The organism is Nocardia pseudovaccinii NBRC 100343 (assembly GCF_001613225.1).
Classification (GTDB): Bacteria; Actinomycetota; Actinomycetes; order Mycobacteriales; family Mycobacteriaceae; genus Nocardia; species Nocardia pseudovaccinii.
In genome coordinates this window covers 95,203-118,132 of the sequence record NZ_BDBY01000193.1, presented here as the reverse complement: position 1 = coordinate 118,132, position 22,930 = coordinate 95,203, and the positions used below count along the sequence as shown (strand labels likewise).

Here is a 22,930-nt window from a genome sequence, read left to right as displayed (position 1 = left end):
TCACTGGTGTGATCCGGACATTTGCGCTGCCGAGCAGTCGGGGCACAGGCCCCAATAGATGACCTCGGCCTCATCGAGTACGAATCCGTTGTCGTGTGATGCGGTCAGGCAGGGCGCCTCGCCGACGGCGCAATCGACATCGGCGATGACGCCGCACGAGCGGCACACCACATGGTGATGGTTATCGCCGACTCGCGTTTCGTAGCGCGCGACGGATCCCATTGGCTGGATGCGCCGTAGCAGACCGGCGGTCGTCAATGCGCGCAACACGTCGTATACCGCCTGATGGGATACCGCGCCGAGCGTCGCGCGCACATGACCGAGGATCGAGTCCGTATCGGAGTGCGGATGCTCGTGCACGGCCGTCAGCACGGCAATCCGCGGCGCCGTCACGCGCAGCGACACCCCGCGCAACATACGCTCGAATTCCGAATTCGTGGACACGTTCAAGAGTATGACTGATTCAAGTCTCCACGGGGAGGGTTTTCCGAAATCTCGAGGCGATCCCACAATCCGCGCTGGTCTCCAGGCCTGTCCCATCTGATGCCCCCACAATCCGCTGCCGGTCCGAGGTCGTGGTTATTGGGAGGGGAGCGGCGGATGAACTGTGAGCGGCGATCGTCACGGCGTTTACCCGACATAATGTTGATTATCGGCGTTACAACGGAGGCGCTGGGAGTGGGCGGCTCGTGTTGTATAACGTTGACAGGTACGGGATTTCGGGCTTCGCCTGCTGTGCGGCTGGCTGGCTACCGGGTGATCTGCGCACGGAACCATGTGCTGTGGAGGCACGGTGTCCCCTTGACGTCCGATTCTGTTGATGTAAATATTCCGGTTGATCCCCGATTTTGATGGAAAACATTTGATCTGCTTGAAGTCTCGGATCTGGGCCGTTTGGGTTCGACTCCCTTGAGCGGCCCAACAGCCCCGTTAAATCGTCACTGTGACGATTTAACGGGGCTGTTGGACCCCCCTGGCGGGTTGGATTGGTTTCTGGTTATGAGGCCAGTGGTTGATGATTGGATCTGTCTTGCGGGTCCAGTTGGCGGCAGGCTGGGGTGATGTTGGTTCGGCGGCTGGTGGCGCTTTATGTCGGGTTGTGGTTGTACGGGTTTTCGATGGCGGTGATGATTCGGGCCGGGCTCGGGTTGGATCCATGGGATGTGTTTCATCAAGGGGTGGCCGCGCATGTGCCGATCAGTTTCGGGGCGGTGACGGCGCTGACCGGAGTCGCGGTGTTGTTGGCGTGGATTCCGTTGCGGCAGTGGCCGGGTCTCGGCACGGTGAGCAATGTCGTGGTGATCGGTGTTTCGGTTGATGTCGGGTTGTGGATGTTGCCGGACTGGGATGTGCTGGCAGTGCGGGTAGGTGCGATGGGTGCCGCGGTGGTTTTGAATGCGGTGGCTACGGTGCTGTATATCGGCGCGGGTATGGGTCCTGGGCCGCGAGATGGACTGATGACTGGTCTGGTACGCCGGACTGGATGGTCGGTGCGATTGGTGCGCACCGGGATCGAAGTGTCGGTCTTGACGACCGGCTGGCTATTGGGCGGTAGCGTCGGCATCGGCACGGTGGTCTACGCGTTCGGAATCGGTCCGCTGATTCAGGTTTTGATCCCATTCGCGAATCGGTATCTGCCGGGATTTCAGGCGGATCGGAAGGCTGAGCCCGATGTTGTCCCGGTGGTGCCTTGATCGCGGCCGAATCGAAATCGCTGCCGCTTCGGCTCAGCCGCCAATGTTCGAATTGTCCTGGGTTGTAAGAAGATACCGCCGAACCACTCCCCTTCTCCCCTCCCCGCCCACCCCGCTCTAAATCGTCACTGTGACGAATAATGCCATCGCCCGATGGCCGAAAATGTTGATTTCCTGGCCGCAGTGCTCTCTCGGCAACTGTGTCACCGTTCATACAGTTGTCGACATGACTAGCACTCCGTCCGTGCTCATCGTCGGCGCCGGATTCGGCGGCCTCGCGGCCGCGCTGGAGCTCAAGCGCCGCGGCCACGACGCGTTCACCATCATCGACAAGGCCGACGGGCTCGGTGGGGTCTGGCGGGACAATACGTATCCGGGGGCCGCCTGCGACGCACCGTCGGATCTGTACTCGTTCTCCTTCGCCCCCAATACGCACTGGCCGAAGCGTTTTGCCGAACAGCCCGACATCCTCGCCTACATGCACGATGTCGCACGCCGCTACGACCTCGACAAGCACATGCGTTTCGGTGTCGAGGTCGACTCGGCGGACTTCGATGCCGACCGTGGCATCTGGCAGGTGCGCACGACCGCGGGTGAGCTGCTCGAGGCGGATGTCTTCGTGCCCGCGGTGGGTCAGCTGTCGCGTCCGGTGTGGCCGAATATTGCGGGCATGGATTCGTTCACCGGCGATGCGTTCCATTCGGCGCGTTGGGATCACGATGTCGAGCTGTCCGGCAAGCGGGTCGCGATCATCGGCACCGGTGCGAGCGCGATCCAGATCATTCCGGCGATTCAGCCGAAGGTCGGGCAGTTGACGGTGTTCCAGCGGTCGGCGCCGTGGATCATTCCGAAGATCGAAAGCTATTACGTGCCACCGAAACTCAATGCGCTGGACAAGCTGTCGATCGTGACGAAGTTCCCGCTGATCCAGCGCGCGGAGCGGTTCGGCTGGTATTCGTTCTACGAGTTGGTGACCTCGGGGCTGGAGGGCAACGGCCGCATCGCCGATGTGATCTCCGGGTGGGCGGATCGGCATCGGGCCTCGCAGATCTCCGATCCCGAACTGCTGGCCAAGATGACCCCGGATTACGAGGCGGGCTGTAAGCGCGGGCTGATGGCGAGCAACTACTACCCGGCGGTGGCGCAGCCGAATGTGCACGTGCAGACCTCGCATATCGCCGAGATCACGGCGACCGGTGTGCGCACCGAGGACGGCACGCTGTACGAGGTCGATGTGATCGTGTACTGCACCGGATTCAAGGCCACGGAGTTCTTGGCGCCCATGACGATTCGCGGGATCGGTGGTAAGGAGCTGCGCGAGGTGTGGTCGGGCGGTGCACGCGCCTACAAGGGCCTCACCGTGCCGCATTTCCCGAATATGTTCATCATGTACGGGCCGAATACCAACCTCGGTGCGGGGTCGATCATCTACATGCATGAGCGGCAGGCGCGTTATCTGCGCCAAGCGGTCGAACATCTGCGCGAGGTCGGGGGCTATCTGTCGGTGAAGCCGGAGGTGGAGGCGCGGTTCGACGAGGAGATCCAGGGGCGGCTCGAACATACGGTGTGGACCAAGTGCACCAGCTGGTATCGGGAGGCCAGCGGCCGGGTGACGGCGAACTGGCCGGGCCGGATGAGTGAATACGACAAGCGGACGCATTTCGATGTCGGCGACTACGAGTTCGTTCGCACCGGAAGGTAAGCCCATGACGCACTATGACGTGCTGGTGATCGGTTCCGGTTTCGGTGGCAGTGTCAGCGCGCTGCGGTTGACCGAGAAGGGCTATCGGGTCGGTGTCCTGGAGACGGGGCGGCGCTTCGCCGATGACGAATTCGCCGAGAACTCCTGGCATCTGCGCGAGTACCTGTGGGCGCCGAAATTGGGGTGCTTCGGTATTCAGCGGATGACGCTGCTGAACGACACCTTCATCATGAGCGGTTCCGGTGTCGGTGGCGGTTCGCTGGTGTACGCGAACACGCTGTACGAGGCGCCGGATACCTTCTACGGCGATAAGCAGTGGGCGCATATCACCGATTGGAAGTCCGAGCTGGCACCGCATTACGACCAGGCCAAGCGCATGCTGGGGGTGACGACCAATCCGGCGACCACACCGTCGGATCGGGTGCTGCGGGAGGTCGCCGAGGATATGGGTATCGGCGATACCTACCGTCGTACGCCGGTCGGGGTGTTGTTCGCGGATAAGGACACTCGGCCCGGAGCCGCGGTGGCGGATCCGTTCTTCGGTGGTATCGGACCTGAGCGGCGCTCGTGTACGCATTGTGGTGAGTGCATGACCGGGTGTCGGCATGGCGCGAAGAACACCTTGGTGAAGAACTATCTGTATCTGGCGGAGCAGGCGGGCGCGACCGTGCATCCGTTGACGACCGCGGTGTCGGTGCGGCCACTGTCCGGTGGCGGGTATGCGGTCGATACCGTGCGCACCGGGCGCTGGGTTCGCAAGGCGAAGCAGACCTTCACCGCAGATCAGGTGGTGTTCTCCGCGGCCGCGCTCGGCACCCAGCAGCTGCTGCACAATCTGCGGGATCGCGGTGTGCTGCCGAATATTTCGCTGCGCCTGGGCCATCTGGCGCGAACGAATTCCGAGGCGGTACTGGCGGCGCGAACACGAGACAAGGATTCGGATTTCACCAAGGGTGTCGCTATCACCTCCTCGATCCATCCCAACGCCTACACCCATGTGGAGCCGGTGCGTTACGGCAAGGGCAGTAACTTCATGGGTCTGTTGACGACGGTGCTGGTCGATGGGCAGGAGGGTAAGCGGCGCTGGGTGCTCGGTCTGCGGGAGATGGTGCGGTATCGGCGGGATCTGCTGCGCATGCACAATCCGGCGCACTGGTCCGAGCGGATGATCGGGCTGCTGGTCATGCAGAACGTCGACAATTCGATCATCACCTACAACAAGCGTGGTCTGTTCGGTAAGCGGATGACCACCAAACCCGGTGCGGGACAAGCGCCTCCGGCGTGGATTCCGGAGGGCAACGAGGTCACCCGGCGGGTGGCCGAGAAGATCAACGGCATTGCGCAGGGCTCGTGGACCGAGATGGCCAATATCCCGATCACCGGCCACTTCATCGGTGGCTGCGCGATCGGCGACTCCCCCGATACCGGTGTGGTCGACCCGTATCAGCGGCTCTACGGCTACGAGGGCCTGCACATCGTGGACGGTTCGACGATTTCGGCGAATCTCGGGGTGAACCCGTCGCTGACCATTACCGCGCAGGCCGAGCGCGCGATGTCGTTGTGGCCGAACAAGGGTGAACAGGATCAGCGTCCGCCGTTGGGTGCGCCGTATCGGCGGATCGATGCGATCGTGCCGAAGAATCCGGTGGTGCCGGAGTCGGCGCCGGGCGCGCTTCGGTTGCCGATTACTCCGGTCTGACGCCTTTGGGTTCGCGTTGGCGCATGAATCCGAAGAGATAGCCCGCGATGCGGCGCATCTGGATTTCTTCGGTGCCCTCGGTGATGCGGTAGCGGCGGTGGTGGCGGTAGATGTGTTCGAACGGGGTGTGGCGGGAGTAGCCGAGGCCGCCGTGGATCTGCATGGCGCGGTCGGCGGCTTCGCAGCACAGCCGGTTGGCCCAGTAGTTGCACATGGAGACTTGTTCGGAGACGGCGAAGGTGCCGTAGCGATCCATGGACCAGGCGGTTTTGTGGATGAGGGCGCGCAGCATTTCGCATTGGGTGTGCAGTTCGTTGCGCAGGTCGGTGTGCAGCAGGCTGCGGTGTTCGGGTGTTGACGGCAGGCGGTTGACCAGCCAGCGCAGGGCCAGGGTGAATACGGGGCGGTCACCGCGCAGGGTGCGCACGCCGGTGATGAGTTCGGTGAGCAGCTGTTCGGCCGGATTTCCGGTCGGCGCGCCGGGCAACTCGGGTGGGGCGAGTTGCGGGTCGATGGTGTGCGGGGTGGCCATGGCCGCACCGACCTGTTCGGCTACCCGGTCGCCGATTGCTTCGGCGTGTACCAGTCGTAAGACCTTGCGTGGCACGGTCTCTCCGTCGATGCGTTCGGACACCAGAAACGGTGCGTCGGTGTATCCGGCGTCGGTGCAGACCGCGACCACCGGCGGTACCGGTACGCCGTGCGCGCGGGCCAGTTCGCGCACCGCGGCCTCGACGGTGACCGGTGCCAGTTCGATCGCGTTCGGCACGAAGGTGGCGACCAAACGCAGGGTGTGAGTGCTTGTTTCGGCATCGAATGCGACGTTGGTTCGACGGGCGCCGGTCGATAACCCGCTGATATTCGAAACCTGCACCGGTTGGCCGAATTCCGTGCGCAGGAAGCGGGCGAGCCCCGCCGCCGGATCCGAGGTCACGCGTCCTCCCAAGCGTCGTATCCGGGTTTGGCGATCCGCAGATCCGCCCGTGCGACCTCGACCAGGGCCTGCCGGAGCGCCGCATCGTCGCCGTCGGGTACCGCTGCCAGCAGATCCCGCTCCTGTTGCGCGCCGTCGTCACCGAGTTCGAGCTCCCGTTGCACGATCCGCGCGATATTGGCGCCGACTCGCGCCTGGTGCCGCAATGCCGGATCGAGGGCGGGCAGCAGTGTGTCTTCGAGGAGTTCGGCGAGTGCTGCCAGCAGCTCGGCGGCCGAGGGTCGATATTGCATCGTTACGAAATCCGTTCGTGCATAACAACTTCCGAAGTCTCGATCGAGGCCGTCCGCCCGCCACGTACCGGGCTGAAGCCGGGTCCGGCGGCGTGGAGGAAGACTATCGCTGTTTCTTCCGCCGTGTCACCGATGCGTGTGCGTGGACAGGTTGTCATTCGCTGATGCCAGGGCTTGCAGGAACTCGTGCATGCCCGCCAGCGTGTGCGCGGGCATCATGATGTCGCAGTAGGGCAGGGCCGCTGCCATCGCACCGGTGGTCGGCTGGAATCGGGAGTCGCCCGCACGGGGATTGAGCCAGATCACGCGCCAGGCCCGGCGTCGGATCCGGGCCATCGCCCGGGCGAGGACATCGGGGGTGTCGCTGTCCCAGCCGTCCGATGCGATGACGACGACGGCGCCGCGCACCGCGTTGCCGGACGGATTCGCGAGCAGCGTGCCGAGGCACTGTCCGATATGTGTGCCGCCGTAGCGGTCGACCACCTTGTCGTTGGCCCTGGCCACCGCGACCTCCGGGGAACGGTGCGCCAACACCGAGGTCAGCCTGGTCAGCGAGGTGGAGAAGGCGAACACCTCGGGGCGATCGGGTGTGCGGTGCTGCATCGCGGCTCGCATCAGGTGTAGGTAGATCGTCGAATACGGTCGCATGGAGCGGCTGACGTCGCAGATCATGACGATTCGGCGTGGGCGGCGACGGGGACGGGTGCGGACCAGGACCGCAGACTCCCAGCCGGTGCGGCGGGAGTTGTGCATCGTCGCCCGGAAGTCGATCCGCTTGCCGTGTGGATGGTTTTCATACCGCCTGCTGCGGCGCCGCGGCCAGTGCGCCGACGCCTGCTCGAGCCAGGCACCGACCGTGCGCAGATCGTCCGGGTCGAAGTGGTCGAACGGTTCCTGTGCTCGTGCCGCGAATCTGCTCGGCAGTACGTCGGGCAGCGTCACATCCGTGTCGGTCGATCGGTCGGCGCCGGTCGCTGATTGCAGTGTCGCCCAAGGGACTGCACCGCCTTGCCGACTCTGTCCCCGACCGCTCGTACCCGGCGCCGACATGTGTTCGGTCGGCAATCCGTGTGTTCGGCTCGGCGGGTCCACACCCAGCACCGCGTCGGCGAATACCGTGGCGAAGACCGCGTCGAAGGCGGCGAGATCCTGCATGCGATCGACGAGTGTGAGTCGCGCGGCCCAGTAGAGTTCGGTGCGCGACCACGGCGGCATGCGGCGCAAGGCCTGTACGAACAGCGCGGGCCCGCTCGGTGCGACCGCGACGCCGCCACTGCGCAGCCGGGCGACCACGGCGACGGCGAATGCGGCCAGATCGACCCCGCGCAGCATGACTGCGCGTGTCATCGCTTCCCGCGTATCTGTCTGCGTACCAGGATGATTGCGAGCACGGCCGCGAGTCCGAGCGCGATCGCGGGCGCATATTTCTTGAGCATCGTGGGCCCGACGAGATCGACGAGGTCCAGTGGTGCCGGTTCGGGTTGTGTGACCGGCTGCGGCCGCGTCTCTGCGCTGTCCGGTCCGACTACCGCGGCGGCCGAATCGCTCGCCGCGAGTTTCGCTTCGAGGGATGTCACGAATTGACCGAGGAGTTTCTCGGATACCTGCTGCAGCACCCCGCTGCCGAGTTGGGCGAGCTTGCCGACGATCTTGAGGTCGGTGTCCACGGTGACGCGGGTCTTGCCGCCGTCTTCGCGCAGTTGTGTGGTGATGGTCGCCGCCGCGTTTCCGGATCCGCGTGAATCGCGGCCGGTGCCGTTGATGACGGCGCGATGGTCGTGTTCGTCGCGCTCGACGAAATTCGCTTTCCCGGTGAATTCGCTGGTCACCGGGCCGACTTTGACCTTCAGTTTGCCGAGGAACTCCTCGCCCTGCCAGCCGACCATTTGGGCGCCGGGCATGAGCGGGACCACTTGTTCGAGGTCGGTCAGCACCTGCCATGCCTGCTCGACGGGTGCGTTGACGGTGAATTCGTTGGCGATCTTCATCGCGGTGTCCCTCTCATCCGGTGGCCAGGCTTCGGGTGTATTCGACGAATGCCGTGTGGACGGTGGCGCGGTCGTCGGGTGTCTTCGCCAGTGCGCTGAGCGCGGCGACCGCCTCCGGTGCGGTGAGATCGGCGACGTCGAGTGTTGCCAGCGCGGCGATCCAGTCGATGGTTTCGGCCACGCCGGGCGGCTTGTCGAGGTCGAGTTCGCGGGCGCGGCCCACGAATCCGGTGGCGTGTTCGATCAGCGCGTCGGTTGCCCCGGGCACGGTGCGTCGCACGATCGCCACCGCGCGAGTCGGCTCCGGGTAGTCGATCCAGTGGTAGAGGCAGCGCCGCCGCAGCGCATCGTGCAGGTCGCGACTGCGGTTGGAGGTCAGCACCGCCAGTGGCGGGTGTTCGGCGACGAAGGTCCCGAGTTCGGGAACGGTCACCGTGGCCTCACCGAGGAATTCGAGTAGCAGCGCTTCGAATTCGTCATCGGCACGGTCGATTTCGTCGATCAACAGCACCGGGGGCGTCGGACCGCGATATCGGGCACAGCGCAGGATCGGGCGGTCGACCAGGAATGCCTCGGTGAACAGGTCGGCTTCGGTGAGGTCGGCGCCGCGCGCCTCGGCGAGCCGGATGCTGAGCAGTTGACGCTGGTAGTTCCAGTCGTACAGTGCTTCGCTCACGGTGAGTCCCTCGTAGCACTGCAGGCGGATCAATGGTGCTCCGAGCACGGTGGCCAGGGTCTTGGCCGCCGTCGTCTTGCCGACTCCCGGTTCGCCTTCCAGCAGCAGCGGCCGACCCAACGTGGTGGCCAGATAGAAGGCGGCGGCGGTTCCGGTGTCGAGCAGGTAGTCGTCGGCGTCGAATCGCCGGACCACGTCCTCGATATCGTCGAACGGCGACATCATGGCGATGTGGCGGCGCGCAGGCGCTCGTAGTCGTCCCAGGTGTCCACATCCAAGGGCATCGGCGCGTCGACGTCGAGTGCAGACACCGGGACGCGCCCGGACTCGATGATCTTCCACACGGCTTTGTCGCCGTGCAATCGGGCCAACTCCCCGAATACGCGGCGATTCAGCCAGAATGGATGCCCGACACCGTCGCGGTAGCGACAGACCGTTATCGCCGTGGACGTTGCCTCGGCGACCAGTCGCTCGACGGTCGCCGCCGACACACCCGGTTGATCCCCGAGCATCAGCACCATTCCGGCAGCATCGGGGTGTACCACGTTCAGGGCCGAACGCAACGACGACGAACAGCCCGAACCGAAGTCCTCTGCCATGACCACCTGCAGCCCGGCGAGATCGAGTTGCTGCCGGATCGCCGCGGCCGCGCCGCCGAGGGTGACGATGATCTGGTCGAAAGCACAGGAACGCACCACCTCGAGGGTGGCGCCGAGAACCGTCGTATTCCGGTACGGCAGTAGCTGTTTCGCAGTGCCGAGGCGCCGTGAGGCTCCCGCGGCGAGTACGACTCCGGTGACGGACCCGATTGTCATGAGCCCGTCTTCGCGAAGGAGGTGCGGCAGCCGGAGCTGCAGAACCAGTGCTCGACATCGCCGATGGTGAGATGCGGTGTGTCCGGTCCGACCGTCACGGTCATGCCGCACACCGGATCGAGCGCCTCGACCGCGACAGCCACCGTGCGGGGTGTCACGGCCAAACCGTCTTTGCGGATCGCCTGGATTACTTGCGCGACAATCGAGACGGCGATTTCCGCGGAGGTCTTGGCGCCGATCGGCAAACCCACCGGGGTGCGCACCCGCGCTCGCTCGGCGTCGGTCAATTCGAGTTCGTCGAGAATCGATGCCCCCCGAACCCTGCTGGCCACCAACCCGACATAGCCCAGACCCGCATCGAGCGCGGCACGGATCAGCTCGGCTTCGGGGCCACCGTGACTGGCGATCACCATCGCCGTCGTATCGGCCAGCGACTCCGGCGAGTCGGCTCCGGCGACACTGCGCTGCACCCCGAATCCGACCAGTTCGCACATCTCGGCCAGGGCGTCGGCGATGGGTGTCGCGCCGCAGATGCGCACCAACGGCGCCGGGATCTGCGGCTCGAGGAATATCTCCAACGCTCCGCCGGACAGGCACGGATTCACCACGACCGCCGCGCCGGGCGCTTCGGGAAACTGCAGATCGCCGTCGGGCAGTACGCGCAGCAGCACACTCTCGTGCGACTGCAGGGCACCCAGCGCCGCCTTGCGGACCGAGTTCTGGGCGCACTGGCCGCCGACGAACCCTTCGATCGTCCCGTCCTGCAACAGGATCGCCTCGTCCCCGGCGTGCGCCGAGGTCGGTTGCTGCGCGCGCACGACGGTCGCGTGCACGAACGGAGTCCGGGTGCGGACCAGCTGCTGTGCGCGCGCGCTCATCTTCATCGGTGATCACCCACTCAGATAGGCGGTGTGGCCCGCCCCTGCATCGCTTCCCACACCCGCGACGGCGTCAACGGCATGTCGGCGTGGCGAACTCCGAACGGCGCCAACGCATCCACCACGGCGTTGACCACCGCCGCGGGCGATCCGACCGTGGCCGATTCGCCGATGCCTTTCGCGCCGATCGGGTGATGCGGCGATGGGGTGACGGTGTAGCCGGTCTCCAGATGCGGAACTTCGAGTGCGGTCGGGATGAGGTAGTCCATCAGGGATCCGCTCAGGCAGTTGCCGTCCTCGTCGAAGGCCATGATCTGCATCAGCGCCATGCCGATGCCCTCGGTGATGCCGCCGTGCACCTGACCCTCGATGATCATCGGATTGATCCGGGTGCCGCAGTCGTCGACGGCGAGGAAGCGCCGCACCTTTACCACGGCTGTTCCCGGGTCGATGTCGACGACGCAGAAGTACGCACCATACGGGTAGGTGAGATTCTCCGGGTTGTAGCAGATCTGCGCGTCGAGTCCGCCCTCGATGCCTTCGGGCAGATCTCCGGCGCCGTGTGCTCGCATCGCGATCTGCTGGATCGTGACCGCCGCGGACGGATCACCCTTGACGTGGAAGGAGCCCTTCTCCCACTCGAGGTCGGCGATGGAGACCTCGAGCATGCCGGATGCGATGATCCGCGCCTTGTCGCGCACCTTGCGCGCCACCAGTGCGGCAGCGGCGCCCGAGACCGGTGTCGACCGGCTGCCGTAGGTGCCCAGGCCGAACGGAGTCTGATCGGTATCGCCGTGCACCACGTCGATATCCTCGGGCGGGATGCCGAGTTCTTCGGCGACGATCTGGGCGAAGGTCGTCTCGTGGCCCTGCCCCTGGGTCTGCACCGCGATGCGCACAACGGCTTTGCCGGTTGGGTGGATGCGCAGCTCGCACCCGTCGGCCATCCCGAGTCCGAGGATGTCCATATCCTTGCGCGGACCCGCGCCGACGGCCTCGGTGAAGAAGGACATTCCGATGCCCATCAGCTCGCCGCGGGCGCGCTTGTCCTGCTGCTCCTTTCGCAAGGTGTCGTAGCCGATCATCTCCATCGCCAGGCGCATGGTCTTCTCGTAGTCGCCGGAGTCATAGACCCAGCCGGTCTTGGAGGTGTACGGGAACTGTTCGGGGCGAAGGAGATTGCGCAGCCGCAGCTCGGCCGGATCCATCTTCAGTTCGCAGGCGAGGCAATCGACCAGCCGCTCGACGAAGTAGACGGCCTCGGTGATCCGGAACGAGCACGCGTAGGCGACGCCGCCGGGGGCCTTGTTCGTGTAGACCGCGGTCATCTTGCAGTAGGCGGCCTCGATGTCGTAGCTACCGGTGAAGACGCCGAAGAAACCGGCCGGATACTTCAATGGCGCGGCGGTGCCGTTGAAGGCGCCGTGATCGGCGAGCACGGTCGAGCGGATGGCCAGGATCTTGCCTTCGGCGGTGGCGGCGATCTCGCCGACCATGATGTAGTCGCGAGCGAATCCGGTGCTGGTGAGGTTCTCGCTGCGATCCTCCATCCACTTCACCGGTTTGCCCAGCAACAGCGACCCGACGATGGCGCACACGTATCCCGGATAGATGGGCACTTTGTTGCCGAACCCGCCGCCGATATCGGGTGAGATCACCCGGATCTTGTGCTCGGGCAGCCCGGCCACCAACGCGTAGAGCGTGCGGTGGGCATGCGGCGCCTGGCTGGTCGACCACAGGGTGAGCTTGCCCGTCACGGGATCGAGATCCGCGACGGCGCCGCAGGTTTCCATCGGAGCGGGATGCACGCGCGGATAGACGATCTCCTGTTTTACGACGACGTCGGCGCGCGCGAACACCGCCTCGGTCGCGGCGGCGTCGCCGGTCTCCCAGTCGAAGCAGTGGTTGTCGCGCTTGCCCTCGAGATCGTCGCGGATCACCGGCATCCCGGGCGCCAACGCGGTCCGGGCGTCGATCACCGGATCGAGCATCTCGTACTCGACGTTGATGAGCTCCAACGCATCACGGGCGGAGTAGCGGTCCTCGGCGACGACGAAGGCCACCTCCTGGCCCTGGAACCGGACCTTGTCGGTCGCCAGCACCGCCTGCACATCGTTGGACAGCGTCGGCATCCAGGCCAGTCCCTTCGCCGCCAGATCCGCACCCGTGACCACCGCCCTGACCTTCGGATGTGCCTGCGCCGCGGAGACATCGACGCTCACGATCCGCGCGTGCGCGAACGGGGAACGCAGGATCGCCAAATGCAGCATGCCGGGCAGTGAGACGTCGTCGACGTAATTGCCGTGTCCGCGAATGAACCGCGGATCCTCCTTGCGCAGCATCCTGCCGTGACCGCACGGCTTGTGGTCGTTGTCGACACGGTCTTCGGGCCGGGACTCGACGGCGGTCATGACGTGCTCGCTACCGGTGTCGGCGCGGCGGCGGGTTCGGGCTCGACCGCTTCGCCGCGTTGTTCGGCCGCGGCCCACTGGATCGACCGCACGATGGTGGTGTATCCGGTGCAGCGGCAGATCTGGCCCGAGATCGCCTCGCGGATGGTCTGCTCGTCGGGATCCGGGTTGCGGTCGAGCAGGGCGCGGGCGGTGATCATCATGGCGGGCGTGCAGAATCCGCACTGCAACCCGTGGCACTGCATGAATCCTTCTTGTACGGGATCGAGTCGGCCGTCCACCTCGAGCCCCTCGACGGTGCGCACCGCACGACCACCGGCCATGACGGCCAGCATCGTGCACGACTTCACCGGTTCGCCGTCGACCTGCACTACACAGGCGCCGCAGTTGCTGGTGTCACAGCCCCAGTGGGTTCCGGTGAGCCGCAACTGATCTCGCAGGAAATGCACGAGCAGGGTGCGTGGCTCGACCTGCGCGGTCACCGGTTCGCCGTTGACGGTCATGGTTACCTGCATAGCTAATTCCCTTCCGGTGCAGGGTGATTCAGTACGCGCTCGACCGCGGTGCGCAGCACGCGAATCGTCAGTTCGGACGCGAGATGGCGTTTGTAGTCCGCGCTGCCACGCGCATCGGAGACGGGTGAGCACGCCGCGCCCGCCCGGCGGCCCACCTCGGCGAAGACCTCCTCGGTGGGCGGCTCACCGATGAGCACGTCCACCGAGGAGGCCAGCGCCGCCGGATCGGGGTCGACCGCGGTCAGACCGATCCGTGCGGCCGCTATCGCCTCCCCGCGCAGGGTCACCGTCGCGCCGGCCGCGGCGATCGCCCAGTCGCCGACGCGACGCGCCACCTTCGCGTAGGCGCTCGATGTCCGATGTCGCAGCGGGATTCGGATCTCGATCAGCAGTTCGTTGTGCGACATGGCGGGTTCATACGGGCCGACCAGGAAGTCGTCCATCGCGATTTCCCGGTCGCCGGACGGTCCGCGCACCAGGCAGGTGGCGCCGAGGACCGTGCAGACCGTGCACAGATCTTCGGCGGGATCGGCCTGGCACAGCGAGCCACCGATCGTGCCGCGGTTGCGTACGATCGGGTCGGCGATCACGCGCTCGGCGTCACGGAAGATCGGGCACACCGTGGCGAGGTCGTCGGATTCCAGTACATGCCGATGCCGGACCATCGCGCCGATGCGCACCAGGGTCGGATCTGTGACGATGTAACCGAGTTCGGCGGCCAGGTCGTTGATGTCGATGAGATATTCCGGATTGGCCAGGCGCAGCTTCATCATCGGCAGCAGGCTGTGCCCGCCCGCGACGATGCGCGCCTCCTCGCCGAGCCGGTCCAGTAGTCCGATGGCGTGATCCACGCCCGTTGCGCGCTCGTATTCGAATGGCCCAGGAACTTGCATGTGATCGACCTCACATCAGTGGGAATGAGCCAAGCCTCGGCCCCGCTGATGCAGCCGTCAAGACCGATTTAAGGAATCACTTAATTCGCTGTTCGCGCTGGTCGTGTGGTGGATCCGGCCGCCGGTTCCGCTCAGTGCGCCGCCGTGTCCGCCCCAGCGTCGCGCGATGATCTCGGCCGCGATGGACACGGCCGTCTCTTCCGGTGTCCGCCCACCCAGATCCAGTCCGATCGGGCTGGCGAGGCGGGTGAGTTGTTCGTCGGTGAGTCCTGCCTGCCGCAACCGGCCCAGCCGCTCGTCGTGCGTTCGGCGCGACCCCATGGCACCGACATAGCCGATCTGCGGCGCGCGCAGTGCCACCTCGAGCAGCGGCACGTCGAACTTGGGATCGTGGGTCAGTACGCAGACGACGGTTCGCGAGTCGACCGCGCCCGCCGCGATCTGCGCGGCCAGATAGCGGTGCGGCCAGTCGACGACGACCTCGTCGGCGGTCGGGAACCGGGCGGAGGTGGCGAAGACCGGTCGCGCGTCGCATACCGTCACCCGGTAGCCGAGGAATGATCCCTGCTGGGCGACGGCGGCGGCGAAATCGATCGCCCCGAACACCAGCATCCGCGGTTGCCGGGCATAACTGGCGACGAAAACACCCATGCCCTCGCCGCGGCGCTGCCCGTCCGGACCATAGGACAGCACTTCGGTGCGGCCCGCCGCGAGCAGCCCGCGCGCGTCATCGATGACCGCATCGTCTGCGCGCGCCGACCCCAGCGTGCCGTGCGCATCACTCGGCCGGATCAGGAGCCGACGCCCTACCCGGGCGGTGTCGGGGTGTTCGATGACGGTCGCGATCGCGACCGGCCGGTGCTCGGCGACGTCCGCGGCGACCGCACCGAGTTCCGGGAACGTCTGCCGCGAGATCGCTTCGACGAAGATATCGATGATGCCGCCGCAGGTGAGACCGACAGCGAATGCGTCCTCGTCGGACAGGCCGTACCGCTGCAGCACCGGAGAACCGGTGCGGATGACGTCGGTGGCGAGTTCGTAGACCGCGCCTTCGACACAGCCACCGGAAACCGAACCGCCGACCGTTCCGTCCGGGGCGACGACCATGGCCGCACCAGGCGGTCGCGGCGACGAACGGAAGGTCCGCACGACCGTCGCGACCCCAGCCGTGCCCCCGGCGTTCCATGTTGTCATCAGATCCGTGAGCACGTCCTGCATAATGCGTCCTCCAGACGCGATGCAGCCGTCGGCGCTGCGTACACCTCCAAAGTAGACTCGGATTGTGACACCCGCCCAGCTTCGGGCCTACTCGACCGTGGTGCGGCTCGGCTCGGTCCGTGCGGCGGCCACCGAGCTGGGGATGTCGGATGCCGGTGTCTCGACCCACATCGCCCAGCTGCGCAAGGAACTCGACGACCCGCTGTTCACCCGCGTGGCATCGGGTCTGGCCTTCACCCCCGGCGGGCTGCGCTTGGCCAGCCGGGCGATCGAGATTCTCGGACTGCAACGCCAGACCGCCATCGAGGTGAGCGAGGCGGCGCACGGTCGGCGGCTGCTGCGTATCGCGGCATCGAGCGCGTTCGCCGAACATGCCGCGCCCGGCCTCATCGACCTGTTCGCGGCGCGGGCGAAGGATCTGTCGGTGGAGCTGAGTGTGCATCCCACCAGCCGGTTCCGCAGCCTGATCGAGACCCGTGCGGTGGATATCGCGCTGGGGCCCGGGCACCACGGCACCGACTCGACCATCACCGCACGGCCGTTCCTGAAGTATCAGATCATTGCGGTCGCGCGCCCCGACAGCCCACTGGCCGACATCGCACCGCATCCGGCGCTGCTGCGGGAACAGCAGTGGATGCTGGGCCCCAGCGCAGGCAATGTCGACGGGCACATCGCGACGATGCTGCGCGAATTGGCCATTCCCGAATCACACCAGCGGATCTTCCAGAGCGACGCCGCCGCCCTCGAAGAGGTCCGCTGCACCGGGGGCGTCACCCTGACGATCGGCTTCGCCGTCTCCTCCGACCTCGCGACCGGTCGGTTGCGCCACATCAAGGGGCCCGGTCTTCAGGTATCCGATGAGTGGTGCGCGACCACCCTGCCACCCGACACCCGCCACCCCGCTGTGTCGGAGCTGCTGCGGTTCATCACCACCCCCCGATGCACCCAGGCGATGATCCGCGGGTCCGGTGTCGGGGTCACCCGGTTCCGCCCGAAAGTGCATGTGACGCTGTGGAGTTGAACGCGGGGGTCAGTGGGATCCCGTGGATCCGAGCGGCCGCAACGACCACGGCATCGCCTCGATCGGGACTGTCGCAGCGGAGCTGTCCATCCGGCTCGTCTTGGATCCGGTCGTGAATTCGGGATCGGTCCCCATGATGACGCGGCCTTCATTGTTGACCAGCACCACCCGCTGACCGAATGCTTGGAATCGCGCAAGCAAGACCTCCTCGATCGCGGCAACCGGCACATCGGCACCGGCGATTCCCAGGAATGTTCCCGATGTGATCGTGACCGGTGTCGAGAATGTGCAGACGTACTCATCGGTGCAGGCGTAATCGAGGTGTGGCCCCTGTACCCATCGCCGACCCTGGTCGCGCGGAACGGTGAACCAGTCCATTTTGGTGTAGTCGTAGAAGTATTCGCTACCGGGATTCAATTCCAGCACCAGGCGTTGCGCGGTGGGAAGCCACCATTCGAGATGCCGGGGGTGATCCGCCAGAACGCTGTCGGCCATCACTGCGCCTGCGCCGTTGAACATTTCTCCGCGCGACTCGAGTTCGGCGAGGATGGTTTCGCGCAGCGGTGCCAGATCCCTTGCCCGGGGAGCGGACCGCAACTTTTCGGTGAGCTCAGCCCACAGGGTTGTCAGCGCGGTCCCGATGGTTGCCAGCGATAGGTAGACCTCGTCAGCCAGTTTTGTGACGGAATCAGCGAGCGACTCGATGGTCGCGGGGGCCGGAAAGTTATCGGTGTCCCTCACTGAGCTCCAAGCGCAAAGCAACAAGGCGGCGGATGCGTGATTCCGTATGCGATTCTGCCAGTTCTCTGGCCCGGGCATCGTCTTCTTGTTCGATCGCGTCCACCACCTCACGATGGGCGGTCGCCTCGACCGCAGGGTCCAGCTTCAGCCCCGGCAGCCAGAGCAAGGCGGACAGCTCTGCCTGCAGACCGACCTCGGCACGGGTCAGCCGGGTGGACTGCGCGCACACCGCCATCTCGATGTGAAAGCGGCTGTCGGCCTGGCGGGCCGAGACAAGGTCGGAGCTGTCCTTCAGCCGGTCGGCCAGGGCGCGGAGTCCGGCGATATCGGCCCGCAAGCTGCGGCGCGCGGCGAACACGGCAACCGCCCCGGTGACGGCGAAGTGCTCGTCGCCCAGGTCGCGCAGCTCCTGAACGCTCATCTGCTGCAGCCGCGCCAGCGAGGTGGTCTCGAAGACCTCCGCCGAAGCGCTGATGAAGCTGCCACCCCCGCGCCCGCGCTTGGTGTGCACGATGCCCTGCTGCCGAAGTACGACCAGTGCCTCCCGCAGGGTCATCGTCGATACACCCAACTGGTTGGCGAGGTCGGTCTCGCTCGGCAATTGCTGGCCGTCGGCCATCACACCGAGACTGATCGCGGCAGACAGCCGCTGCACTACGGCCTCGGTTTTCGGACCACCGCCCTCGAGCGGTGAGAGCACAGCGCCGAGCGCGGTCAATCCGGCCCTCTTCTGGTGGGACAACACGACTCCTGGAGTGACGGGACCTGACACAATTCTACTCATTTAACAATTGAAATATGAACTATAAAGTTTTATGTAAAGCTCTTGAACTATGAAATCTAATGTCTTAGGTTAAAGGCACTGCCCCGCCTGGACACCTCGACGCGCCGACGTCACGATCGAAACAGGAATTTCCCATGTCCGAGAGCCCGACCTGCCATACGGAAGTCGACGGACTGTGTGTGACGTGGCGCATGGTTCAGCATCATGTGATCGCGATTGTCGCCGTGCACAAAGCATCCGACGCTTCGCCGGTGGCATCCTTCTGCCCCAGCAGCTACCCGGATCTCGCGCGAGCGCGAGAACTGCTTCCGGAACTGGCGAGGCTGTGGGATGCGGTCCGCCGCGAATTCTGGACGAAACTGATCCCGCCGCTGGGGGCCGGACAGCGGGCATTGACATAACCTCGCCGAGCACCGTCGTCGCGGCGCATACTCAGCCTGAACCGCATTTGGAAACGCCACCTCACTCATGTCCCGATCCGCTCGCCGTCCAGTGCGGCAGGAAGGTGTTCGCCAGGCGATTGCGTGGGAATAGCCAGGTCAGAGTTCAGCGCCGAGACGACGATGGAGCGCCCCATGGACGACCACAGCGAACCCATGCCGCGGCCGACGGCCTTCCCGCGCATCGACGACTACGGTTTCATCTCCGACTGCGAGGTCACCGCACTCATCGCCCCCAGCGGAGCAGTCGAATGGATGTGTCTGCCCCGCATGGACTCCCCCAGTGTCTTCGCGGCCATGCTCGATCGTTCCGCCGGTTCGTTCCGGTTCGCCCCCGCCGACTACATGGTGCCCACCGATCGCCGCTACGTTCCCGGCACAATGGTGATGGAGACGAGTTGGCGCAGTGGCGAAGGGTGGGCGACGGTCCGCGATGTGCTGCTGGTCGGGCCCTGGCGACACCAGATACCCGGCCGTAGCGCCCACTGCCGAACCCCCACCGACTACGACGCCGAGCACATTCTGCTGCGGACGGTGCACTGTGAGACCGGGCAAATCCAGTTCGTGCTCGACTGCCAGCCGTCCTTCGACTACGGCAGGCATCGCGCGCGTTGGGAGTACCTCGACAGTTACTACACCGCGCAGGCCGGTGCCGACGGGATCGATCTGCAGCTGACGCTGAGCACCGACATGCGCTTGGGGCTGGAAGGCACGCATGCGCTGGCCCGCACCCTGCTCAAGGCGGGCGACACCCGCTTTTGCGCGCTCTCCTGGGGCAGTCGTGACGCGCCCCGCGCCGTCGACGAGGCCGACGCACGGCTGCTGCGGACCATCCATCATTGGCGGCACTGGCTGGCCGGTGGGCGGTTTCCGGACCATCCCTGGGCTGCCCAGCTCACCCGCAGCGCGCTGACCCTCAAGGGGCTGACCTTCGCGCCCACCGGCGCCATCAGCGCCGCCGCCACCACGTCATTGCCCGAAACGCCAGGCGGACAACGCAATTGGGACTATCGCTACTCGTGGATACGCGACTCCGCCTTCGCGCTGTGGGGTCTGTACACGCTGGGCTTCAGCTGGGAGGCCAACGACTTCTTCTCCTACATCATCGGCTTGACCGAAGACGTGCGGGACATGCAGATCGTCTACGGCATCGGCGGCGAAAGCGACCTCACCGAGCAGACCCTCACCCACCTGCGCGGCTACGAAAATGCCCGCCCCGTGCGCATCGGCAACGGCGCGTACCGGCAACGCCAGCACGATGTGTGGGGCGCTGCGCTGGACGCGGTCTACCTCTACGCGCGCAACCAGGACCGAATCGACGCCCGAGCCTGGCTGGTGCTGAGCCGGGCGGTCAAAAGCGCTCTCACCTACTGGCGCGAGCCCGACCACGGCATATGGGAAGTACGCGGGGAGCCCCAGCATTTCACCTCCAGCAAGGTGATGTGCTGGGTTGCCGCCGATCGTGGCGCCCGGCTGGCTCGCATCCACCAGGACTTCGAACGCGCGCGTCGCTGGCAAAAGGCCGCAGACGAAATCCACGCCGACATTTGCGCGCATGCCCTCGATTCCCGGCAGGTGTTCACCCAGTACTACGGCAGCACGGCGCTGGATGCTTCGACCCTGCTCATCCCGCTGGTTCGTTTCCTGCCCCCCGACGACGACCGGGTACGCAACACGGTGCTGGCCATCGCCGACGAACTGACCGAAGACGGCCTCGTATTGCGCTACCGCGTCGGTGAAACCGACGATGGCTGCGCGGGGGAAGAAGGCGCCTTCACGATCTGCTCGTTCTGGCTGGTCTCGGCGCTGTCGGAGATCGGCGAGAAGACACGAGCCAAACAGCTGTGCGAGAAACTGCTCGCCTACGCCAGCCCCCTGGGCCTCTACGCCGAGGAGATCGACCCCCGAACCGGTCGGCACTGGGGCAACTTCCCCCAGGCATTCACCCACCTCGCCCTGATCAACGCCGTCATGCACGTCATTCAGGACGAACAAGCGATATTGCGGCAGGCGCTCGGCGGGGAATCGATCGCCCCACGACTCGACGATGCATCGTTCACACTCGGATACATGCACCGCTGACCCTGATCCTGCGGCCGGGTGCTCCGCGCGGGTCCGCGCGCGACGATCGCACCCGAAATGTCAGCAGCCGCAACGCCGCTGGTCCGTGAGCATCGGCCCGCAGACCGGCCTCGGCGCGAAATCTATTCGCGCATAACGACTTCCGAAGGTTTCGATCGATACCCGGTGTGGCGGACCGGCGGGCCGTGATCAACGCTACGGCAACCGATCCCGCGCGCACGGACGAACCGGCAGGGCGCCACCGGATGTCCACCACCGGTCACGCCAGCTGGATCGCTCGGGTGTTGGAATCGCGGACATGCAATCCGAGCCAGTCGACACCGGCTTCGGCGGCGGCCCACTCATACAGCTCTGCGCACAAGCAATCGGCCACACCTCGGCCGCGGTGGAATGAGTCACCATAGGTGCCCCACACTGCTGACATTCTCCGAGTGGGTGCTGGCTACTCGTGTGGTTCGACGTCCAGGACGTACTCGAGGCCGCTGATTTGGTCGATGAGATCTTGTGGAGAGGAGATGACGACACGGTCGGCGCCGCATAGTTGGACGACTTCAGCGTCGGTGGTGGCGAGCCAGTCGAAGAACTCTGTACGCACCCCGCGCGGCATCGCGCTTTCGCCGAGCAGGTATGGATCGAGACGGACGAGGTAGGTGCGGGTGCACATGGCACTCTCCTTCGCGGCCCCATCGCTGGACAGAAGCCCGGCGCCTGAGCTGCCGCAAGACGGGATGGTGGTCCGGGGCCTGCCGAACATCCGGCTGTGGCTGTCCGTGGTTCCAGTGTCGCTCATATGCCGGGTTGTCGTGAGCAGCCGGTAGGGAGATGAAACCGGATGCGATCACCGCGGTGACGGTCCCATCGCGCGGGCGGGTGTGGACGCCGCCGATGCGGCGGCGGATCTGGATTCCAAGCTCGCCCCGGCGGCCGGATCGATGCCCGTCCCGGCCCGGATGTGGATGTGCTGATGCACGTGCTGGCAGGTGCGGGCACGCTGACCACCGAAGCCGGGGAGCACGACCTCACTCCGGAGGGCGCTGGTGTGGCTGCCGCGCCGGTCGCAGCGAGCGTTCACCGCCGGCCCCGATCCGGCCAGGCGATGCCACCACCGGGTGGACTGGCCGACGACCACGATGTCGGCGCCGTGCTCGGCGGCGAGGCGGGCCAGCTCGACGCCGGGGTCTCTACGGCTGGTGAAGGTCCACGTCAGAGCGAGGCCGTCGAGGATCTCTGCGGCCGCGGCGTGAGCGTCGGCGGTGGCGAGTGCGGCGACGGTGTCACGCCGACGGTAGCCACAGCGGATATCGAGGCGGTCGCGGTGAGTTCGTTGACGTGGATGACGTGCAGGGTGGCGTGTAGGCGGCACGCGACTCCGACGGCGTAGGCGAGGGCGTGCTCGGCGGACGGGGAGGCATCGAACCCGACGACGATCACCGGGATGCGGGTGTCTTCGCGCTGCTCGCGGCGTGGCTGGGTTAGCTCGGCCATCAGTGTCATCTCAGCGCCCGCCGCCCGGCGTGGATGTCGGGCGCGGGAGTGGGCGTCGAGGGTGCGCAGGGCGATGGTGCAGTGGACGAAGGCGGCACCGGCGCGCATCCGGTGCCGTGTTGCTCCCGTTCTTCTCGCTGATGTCATTTCTGATCGCGGTGCCGACCGGGGTGAAAGTTCTTCAACTGGATCGGCACCGTGTGGAAGGACAACTGACCTTCGAAACACCCATGCTGTGGGGGCCGGGATTCATCACTACCTTCCTGTTCGGTGTCACTGGTGATCGACTGCTTGATGTGGAAAGGATGGGTCGATGGAGAAGTTCTCGTTGGATGCGACGGCTCGCGAGCAGTTGGAGCGTGCCAGGTCGTTATCGGCGCGGCGCAGCGCCACCACGGTATACGGCGGGCATGAGCATCGGCTGCGGCAGACCGTGATCGCGATGGCGGCGGGCACATCGACCGCCGAGCACGAAAACCCAGGCGAGGCAACGGTGATCGTGCTGCGCGGCCGGGTCCGGTTGCACGGCCCGCAGGCCGTGTGGGAGGGCCGCAGCGGTGATCTGCTCGTCGTGCCACAGGCCCGGCATGGCCTCGAAGCTGTCGAAGACAGCGCGGTGCTGCTGACGGTCGCGAAGTAGCCGCCCACCGGCCCGGCCAGC

General features: G+C 65.8%; 24 protein-coding genes and 3 pseudogenes. 8 read left to right on the top strand and 19 right to left on the bottom strand.

Translation table 11 applies throughout. The features are described from left to right. Positions 1 to 417 carry a Fur family transcriptional regulator gene (locus NP3_RS24950; RefSeq protein ID WP_218024933.1) on the bottom strand — a complete coding sequence of 139 codons (417 nt, stop codon included), beginning with the start codon at positions 415 to 417 and terminating at the stop codon, positions 1 to 3. A gap of 644 nt (positions 418 to 1,061) precedes the next feature. On the opposite strand from NP3_RS24950, the gene yczE reads away from it, so the two are divergent. The 3 genes from yczE to NP3_RS24935 all read left to right on the top strand — a co-directional run bounded on the left by yczE (position 1,062) and on the right by NP3_RS24935 (position 5,095). Beyond that, complete coding sequence (gene yczE / locus NP3_RS24945) at positions 1,062 to 1,694, top strand: membrane protein YczE (RefSeq protein ID WP_063044027.1); 633 nt, start codon at positions 1,062 to 1,064, stop codon at positions 1,692 to 1,694. Between the two features lie 226 nt (positions 1,695 to 1,920). Next, positions 1,921 to 3,396: a flavin-containing monooxygenase gene (locus tag NP3_RS24940; RefSeq protein ID WP_063044026.1), complete on the top strand. Its 1,476-nt coding sequence runs from the start codon at positions 1,921 to 1,923 to the stop codon at positions 3,394 to 3,396. Between the two features lie 4 nt (positions 3,397 to 3,400). Beyond that, positions 3,401 to 5,095 carry a GMC oxidoreductase gene (locus NP3_RS24935; RefSeq protein ID WP_063044025.1) on the top strand — a complete coding sequence of 565 codons (1,695 nt, stop codon included), beginning with the start codon at positions 3,401 to 3,403 and terminating at the stop codon, positions 5,093 to 5,095. Here NP3_RS24935 and NP3_RS50645 read toward each other — a convergent pair. The 12 genes and pseudogenes from NP3_RS50645 to NP3_RS24880 all read right to left on the bottom strand — a co-directional run. Beyond that, positions 5,082 to 5,408 (bottom strand): annotated as a pseudogene (locus NP3_RS50645) (acyl-CoA dehydrogenase family protein); the annotation flags it as partial. The gene NP3_RS24935 and the pseudogene NP3_RS50645 overlap by 14 nt on opposite strands. 15 nt (positions 5,409 to 5,423) lie before the next feature. Continuing rightward, positions 5,424 to 5,969: pseudogene (locus NP3_RS50640) on the bottom strand (phosphotransferase); the annotation flags it as partial. 56 nt (positions 5,970 to 6,025) lie between these two features. Next, on the bottom strand, positions 6,026 to 6,322 hold the full coding sequence (locus NP3_RS24925) for a DUF6285 domain-containing protein (protein ID WP_063044023.1): 297 nt from the start codon (positions 6,320 to 6,322) through the stop codon (positions 6,026 to 6,028). A 126-nt stretch (positions 6,323 to 6,448) separates the two neighbouring features. Further along, positions 6,449 to 7,669: a vWA domain-containing protein gene (locus tag NP3_RS24920; protein ID WP_063044022.1), complete on the bottom strand. Its 1,221-nt coding sequence runs from the start codon at positions 7,667 to 7,669 to the stop codon at positions 6,449 to 6,451. Then, on the bottom strand, positions 7,666 to 8,310 hold the full coding sequence (locus NP3_RS24915) for an SRPBCC family protein (RefSeq protein ID WP_063044021.1): 645 nt from the start codon (positions 8,308 to 8,310) through the stop codon (positions 7,666 to 7,668). Before NP3_RS24915 ends, NP3_RS24920 begins: the two co-directional genes overlap by 4 nt. A 13-nt stretch (positions 8,311 to 8,323) precedes the next feature. Next, the gene (locus tag NP3_RS24910) at positions 8,324 to 9,211 is read right to left on the bottom strand and encodes an AAA family ATPase (RefSeq protein WP_063044020.1); all 888 of its coding nucleotides are present in this window, start codon (positions 9,209 to 9,211) and stop codon (positions 8,324 to 8,326) included. Further along, complete coding sequence (locus tag NP3_RS24905) at positions 9,208 to 9,801, bottom strand: nucleotidyltransferase family protein (protein ID WP_063044019.1); 594 nt, start codon at positions 9,799 to 9,801, stop codon at positions 9,208 to 9,210. Before NP3_RS24905 ends, NP3_RS24910 begins: the two co-directional genes overlap by 4 nt. Then, complete coding sequence (locus tag NP3_RS24900) at positions 9,798 to 10,685, bottom strand: XdhC family protein (RefSeq protein WP_063044018.1); 888 nt, start codon at positions 10,683 to 10,685, stop codon at positions 9,798 to 9,800. The genes NP3_RS24905 and NP3_RS24900 overlap by 4 nt, the downstream gene beginning before the upstream one ends. A 14-nt stretch (positions 10,686 to 10,699) precedes the next feature. Beyond that, entirely contained in the window at positions 10,700 to 13,090 is a 2,391-nt protein-coding gene (locus NP3_RS24895; protein WP_063044017.1) for an aerobic carbon-monoxide dehydrogenase large subunit, read from the bottom strand. Continuing rightward, complete coding sequence (locus NP3_RS24890) at positions 13,087 to 13,605, bottom strand: (2Fe-2S)-binding protein (protein WP_063044016.1); 519 nt, start codon at positions 13,603 to 13,605, stop codon at positions 13,087 to 13,089. Before NP3_RS24890 ends, NP3_RS24895 begins: the two co-directional genes overlap by 4 nt. Before the next feature lie 2 nt (positions 13,606 to 13,607). After that, entirely contained in the window at positions 13,608 to 14,498 is an 891-nt protein-coding gene (locus NP3_RS24885; protein ID WP_063044015.1) for an FAD binding domain-containing protein, read from the bottom strand. A 57-nt stretch (positions 14,499 to 14,555) separates the two neighbouring features. Next, positions 14,556 to 15,716 carry an XdhC family protein gene (locus NP3_RS24880; RefSeq protein WP_063044014.1) on the bottom strand — a complete coding sequence of 387 codons (1,161 nt, stop codon included), beginning with the start codon at positions 15,714 to 15,716 and terminating at the stop codon, positions 14,556 to 14,558. 64 nt (positions 15,717 to 15,780) lie between these two features. Between NP3_RS24880 and NP3_RS24875 the strand changes: the two genes are divergently transcribed. Beyond that, positions 15,781 to 16,737 carry a LysR family transcriptional regulator gene (locus NP3_RS24875; RefSeq protein ID WP_063044013.1) on the top strand — a complete coding sequence of 319 codons (957 nt, stop codon included), beginning with the start codon at positions 15,781 to 15,783 and terminating at the stop codon, positions 16,735 to 16,737. Between the two features lie 9 nt (positions 16,738 to 16,746). On the opposite strand, the gene NP3_RS24870 is transcribed toward NP3_RS24875, so the two are convergent. Together NP3_RS24870 and NP3_RS24865 are read right to left on the bottom strand one after the other, a co-directional pair. Beyond that, on the bottom strand, positions 16,747 to 17,478 hold the full coding sequence (locus NP3_RS24870) for a cache domain-containing protein (RefSeq protein ID WP_063044012.1): 732 nt from the start codon (positions 17,476 to 17,478) through the stop codon (positions 16,747 to 16,749). Continuing rightward, complete coding sequence (locus tag NP3_RS24865) at positions 17,462 to 18,196, bottom strand: FadR/GntR family transcriptional regulator (RefSeq protein ID WP_063044011.1); 735 nt, start codon at positions 18,194 to 18,196, stop codon at positions 17,462 to 17,464. Before NP3_RS24865 ends, NP3_RS24870 begins: the two co-directional genes overlap by 17 nt. A 200-nt stretch (positions 18,197 to 18,396) precedes the next feature. Between NP3_RS24865 and NP3_RS24860 the strand changes: the two genes are divergently transcribed. Continuing rightward, positions 18,397 to 18,663 carry a hypothetical protein gene (locus NP3_RS24860; protein ID WP_063044010.1) on the top strand — a complete coding sequence of 89 codons (267 nt, stop codon included), beginning with the start codon at positions 18,397 to 18,399 and terminating at the stop codon, positions 18,661 to 18,663. Positions 18,664 to 18,837: 174 nt separating this feature from the next. After that, complete coding sequence (locus tag NP3_RS24855; RefSeq protein ID WP_063824895.1) at positions 18,838 to 20,784, top strand: glycoside hydrolase family 15 protein; 1,947 nt, start codon at positions 18,838 to 18,840, stop codon at positions 20,782 to 20,784. Between the two features lie 259 nt (positions 20,785 to 21,043). Here the strand turns inward: NP3_RS24855 and NP3_RS51595 are convergent, their stop codons facing one another. From NP3_RS51595 to NP3_RS24840, 4 genes are all read right to left on the bottom strand, one after another. Continuing rightward, the gene (locus NP3_RS51595; protein ID WP_084508931.1) at positions 21,044 to 21,208 is read right to left on the bottom strand and encodes a GNAT family N-acetyltransferase; all 165 of its coding nucleotides are present in this window, start codon (positions 21,206 to 21,208) and stop codon (positions 21,044 to 21,046) included. Between the two features lie 18 nt (positions 21,209 to 21,226). Next, positions 21,227 to 21,448 (bottom strand): hypothetical protein, encoded by a 222-nt coding sequence (locus NP3_RS48225; protein ID WP_157124531.1) that lies wholly within the window; start codon positions 21,446 to 21,448, stop codon positions 21,227 to 21,229. Positions 21,449 to 21,622: 174 nt separating this feature from the next. Then, complete coding sequence (locus NP3_RS24845) at positions 21,623 to 21,856, bottom strand: hypothetical protein (protein ID WP_157124530.1); 234 nt, start codon at positions 21,854 to 21,856, stop codon at positions 21,623 to 21,625. Positions 21,857 to 21,987: 131 nt separating this feature from the next. Further along, positions 21,988 to 22,269 (bottom strand): universal stress protein, encoded by a 282-nt coding sequence (locus tag NP3_RS24840; RefSeq protein WP_245721096.1) that lies wholly within the window; start codon positions 22,267 to 22,269, stop codon positions 21,988 to 21,990. A gap of 95 nt (positions 22,270 to 22,364) precedes the next feature. Here NP3_RS24840 and NP3_RS50635 point away from each other — a divergent pair. Both NP3_RS50635 and NP3_RS24835 read left to right on the top strand, forming a co-directional pair. After that, positions 22,365 to 22,541 (top strand): annotated as a pseudogene (locus NP3_RS50635) (cbb3-type cytochrome c oxidase subunit I); the annotation flags it as partial. A gap of 41 nt (positions 22,542 to 22,582) precedes the next feature. Further along, a complete protein-coding gene (locus NP3_RS24835) occupies positions 22,583 to 22,909 on the top strand; it encodes a cupin domain-containing protein (RefSeq protein ID WP_063044006.1) in 327 nt (108 codons plus the stop codon). The last annotated feature ends 21 nt before the right edge of the window (positions 22,910 to 22,930 follow it).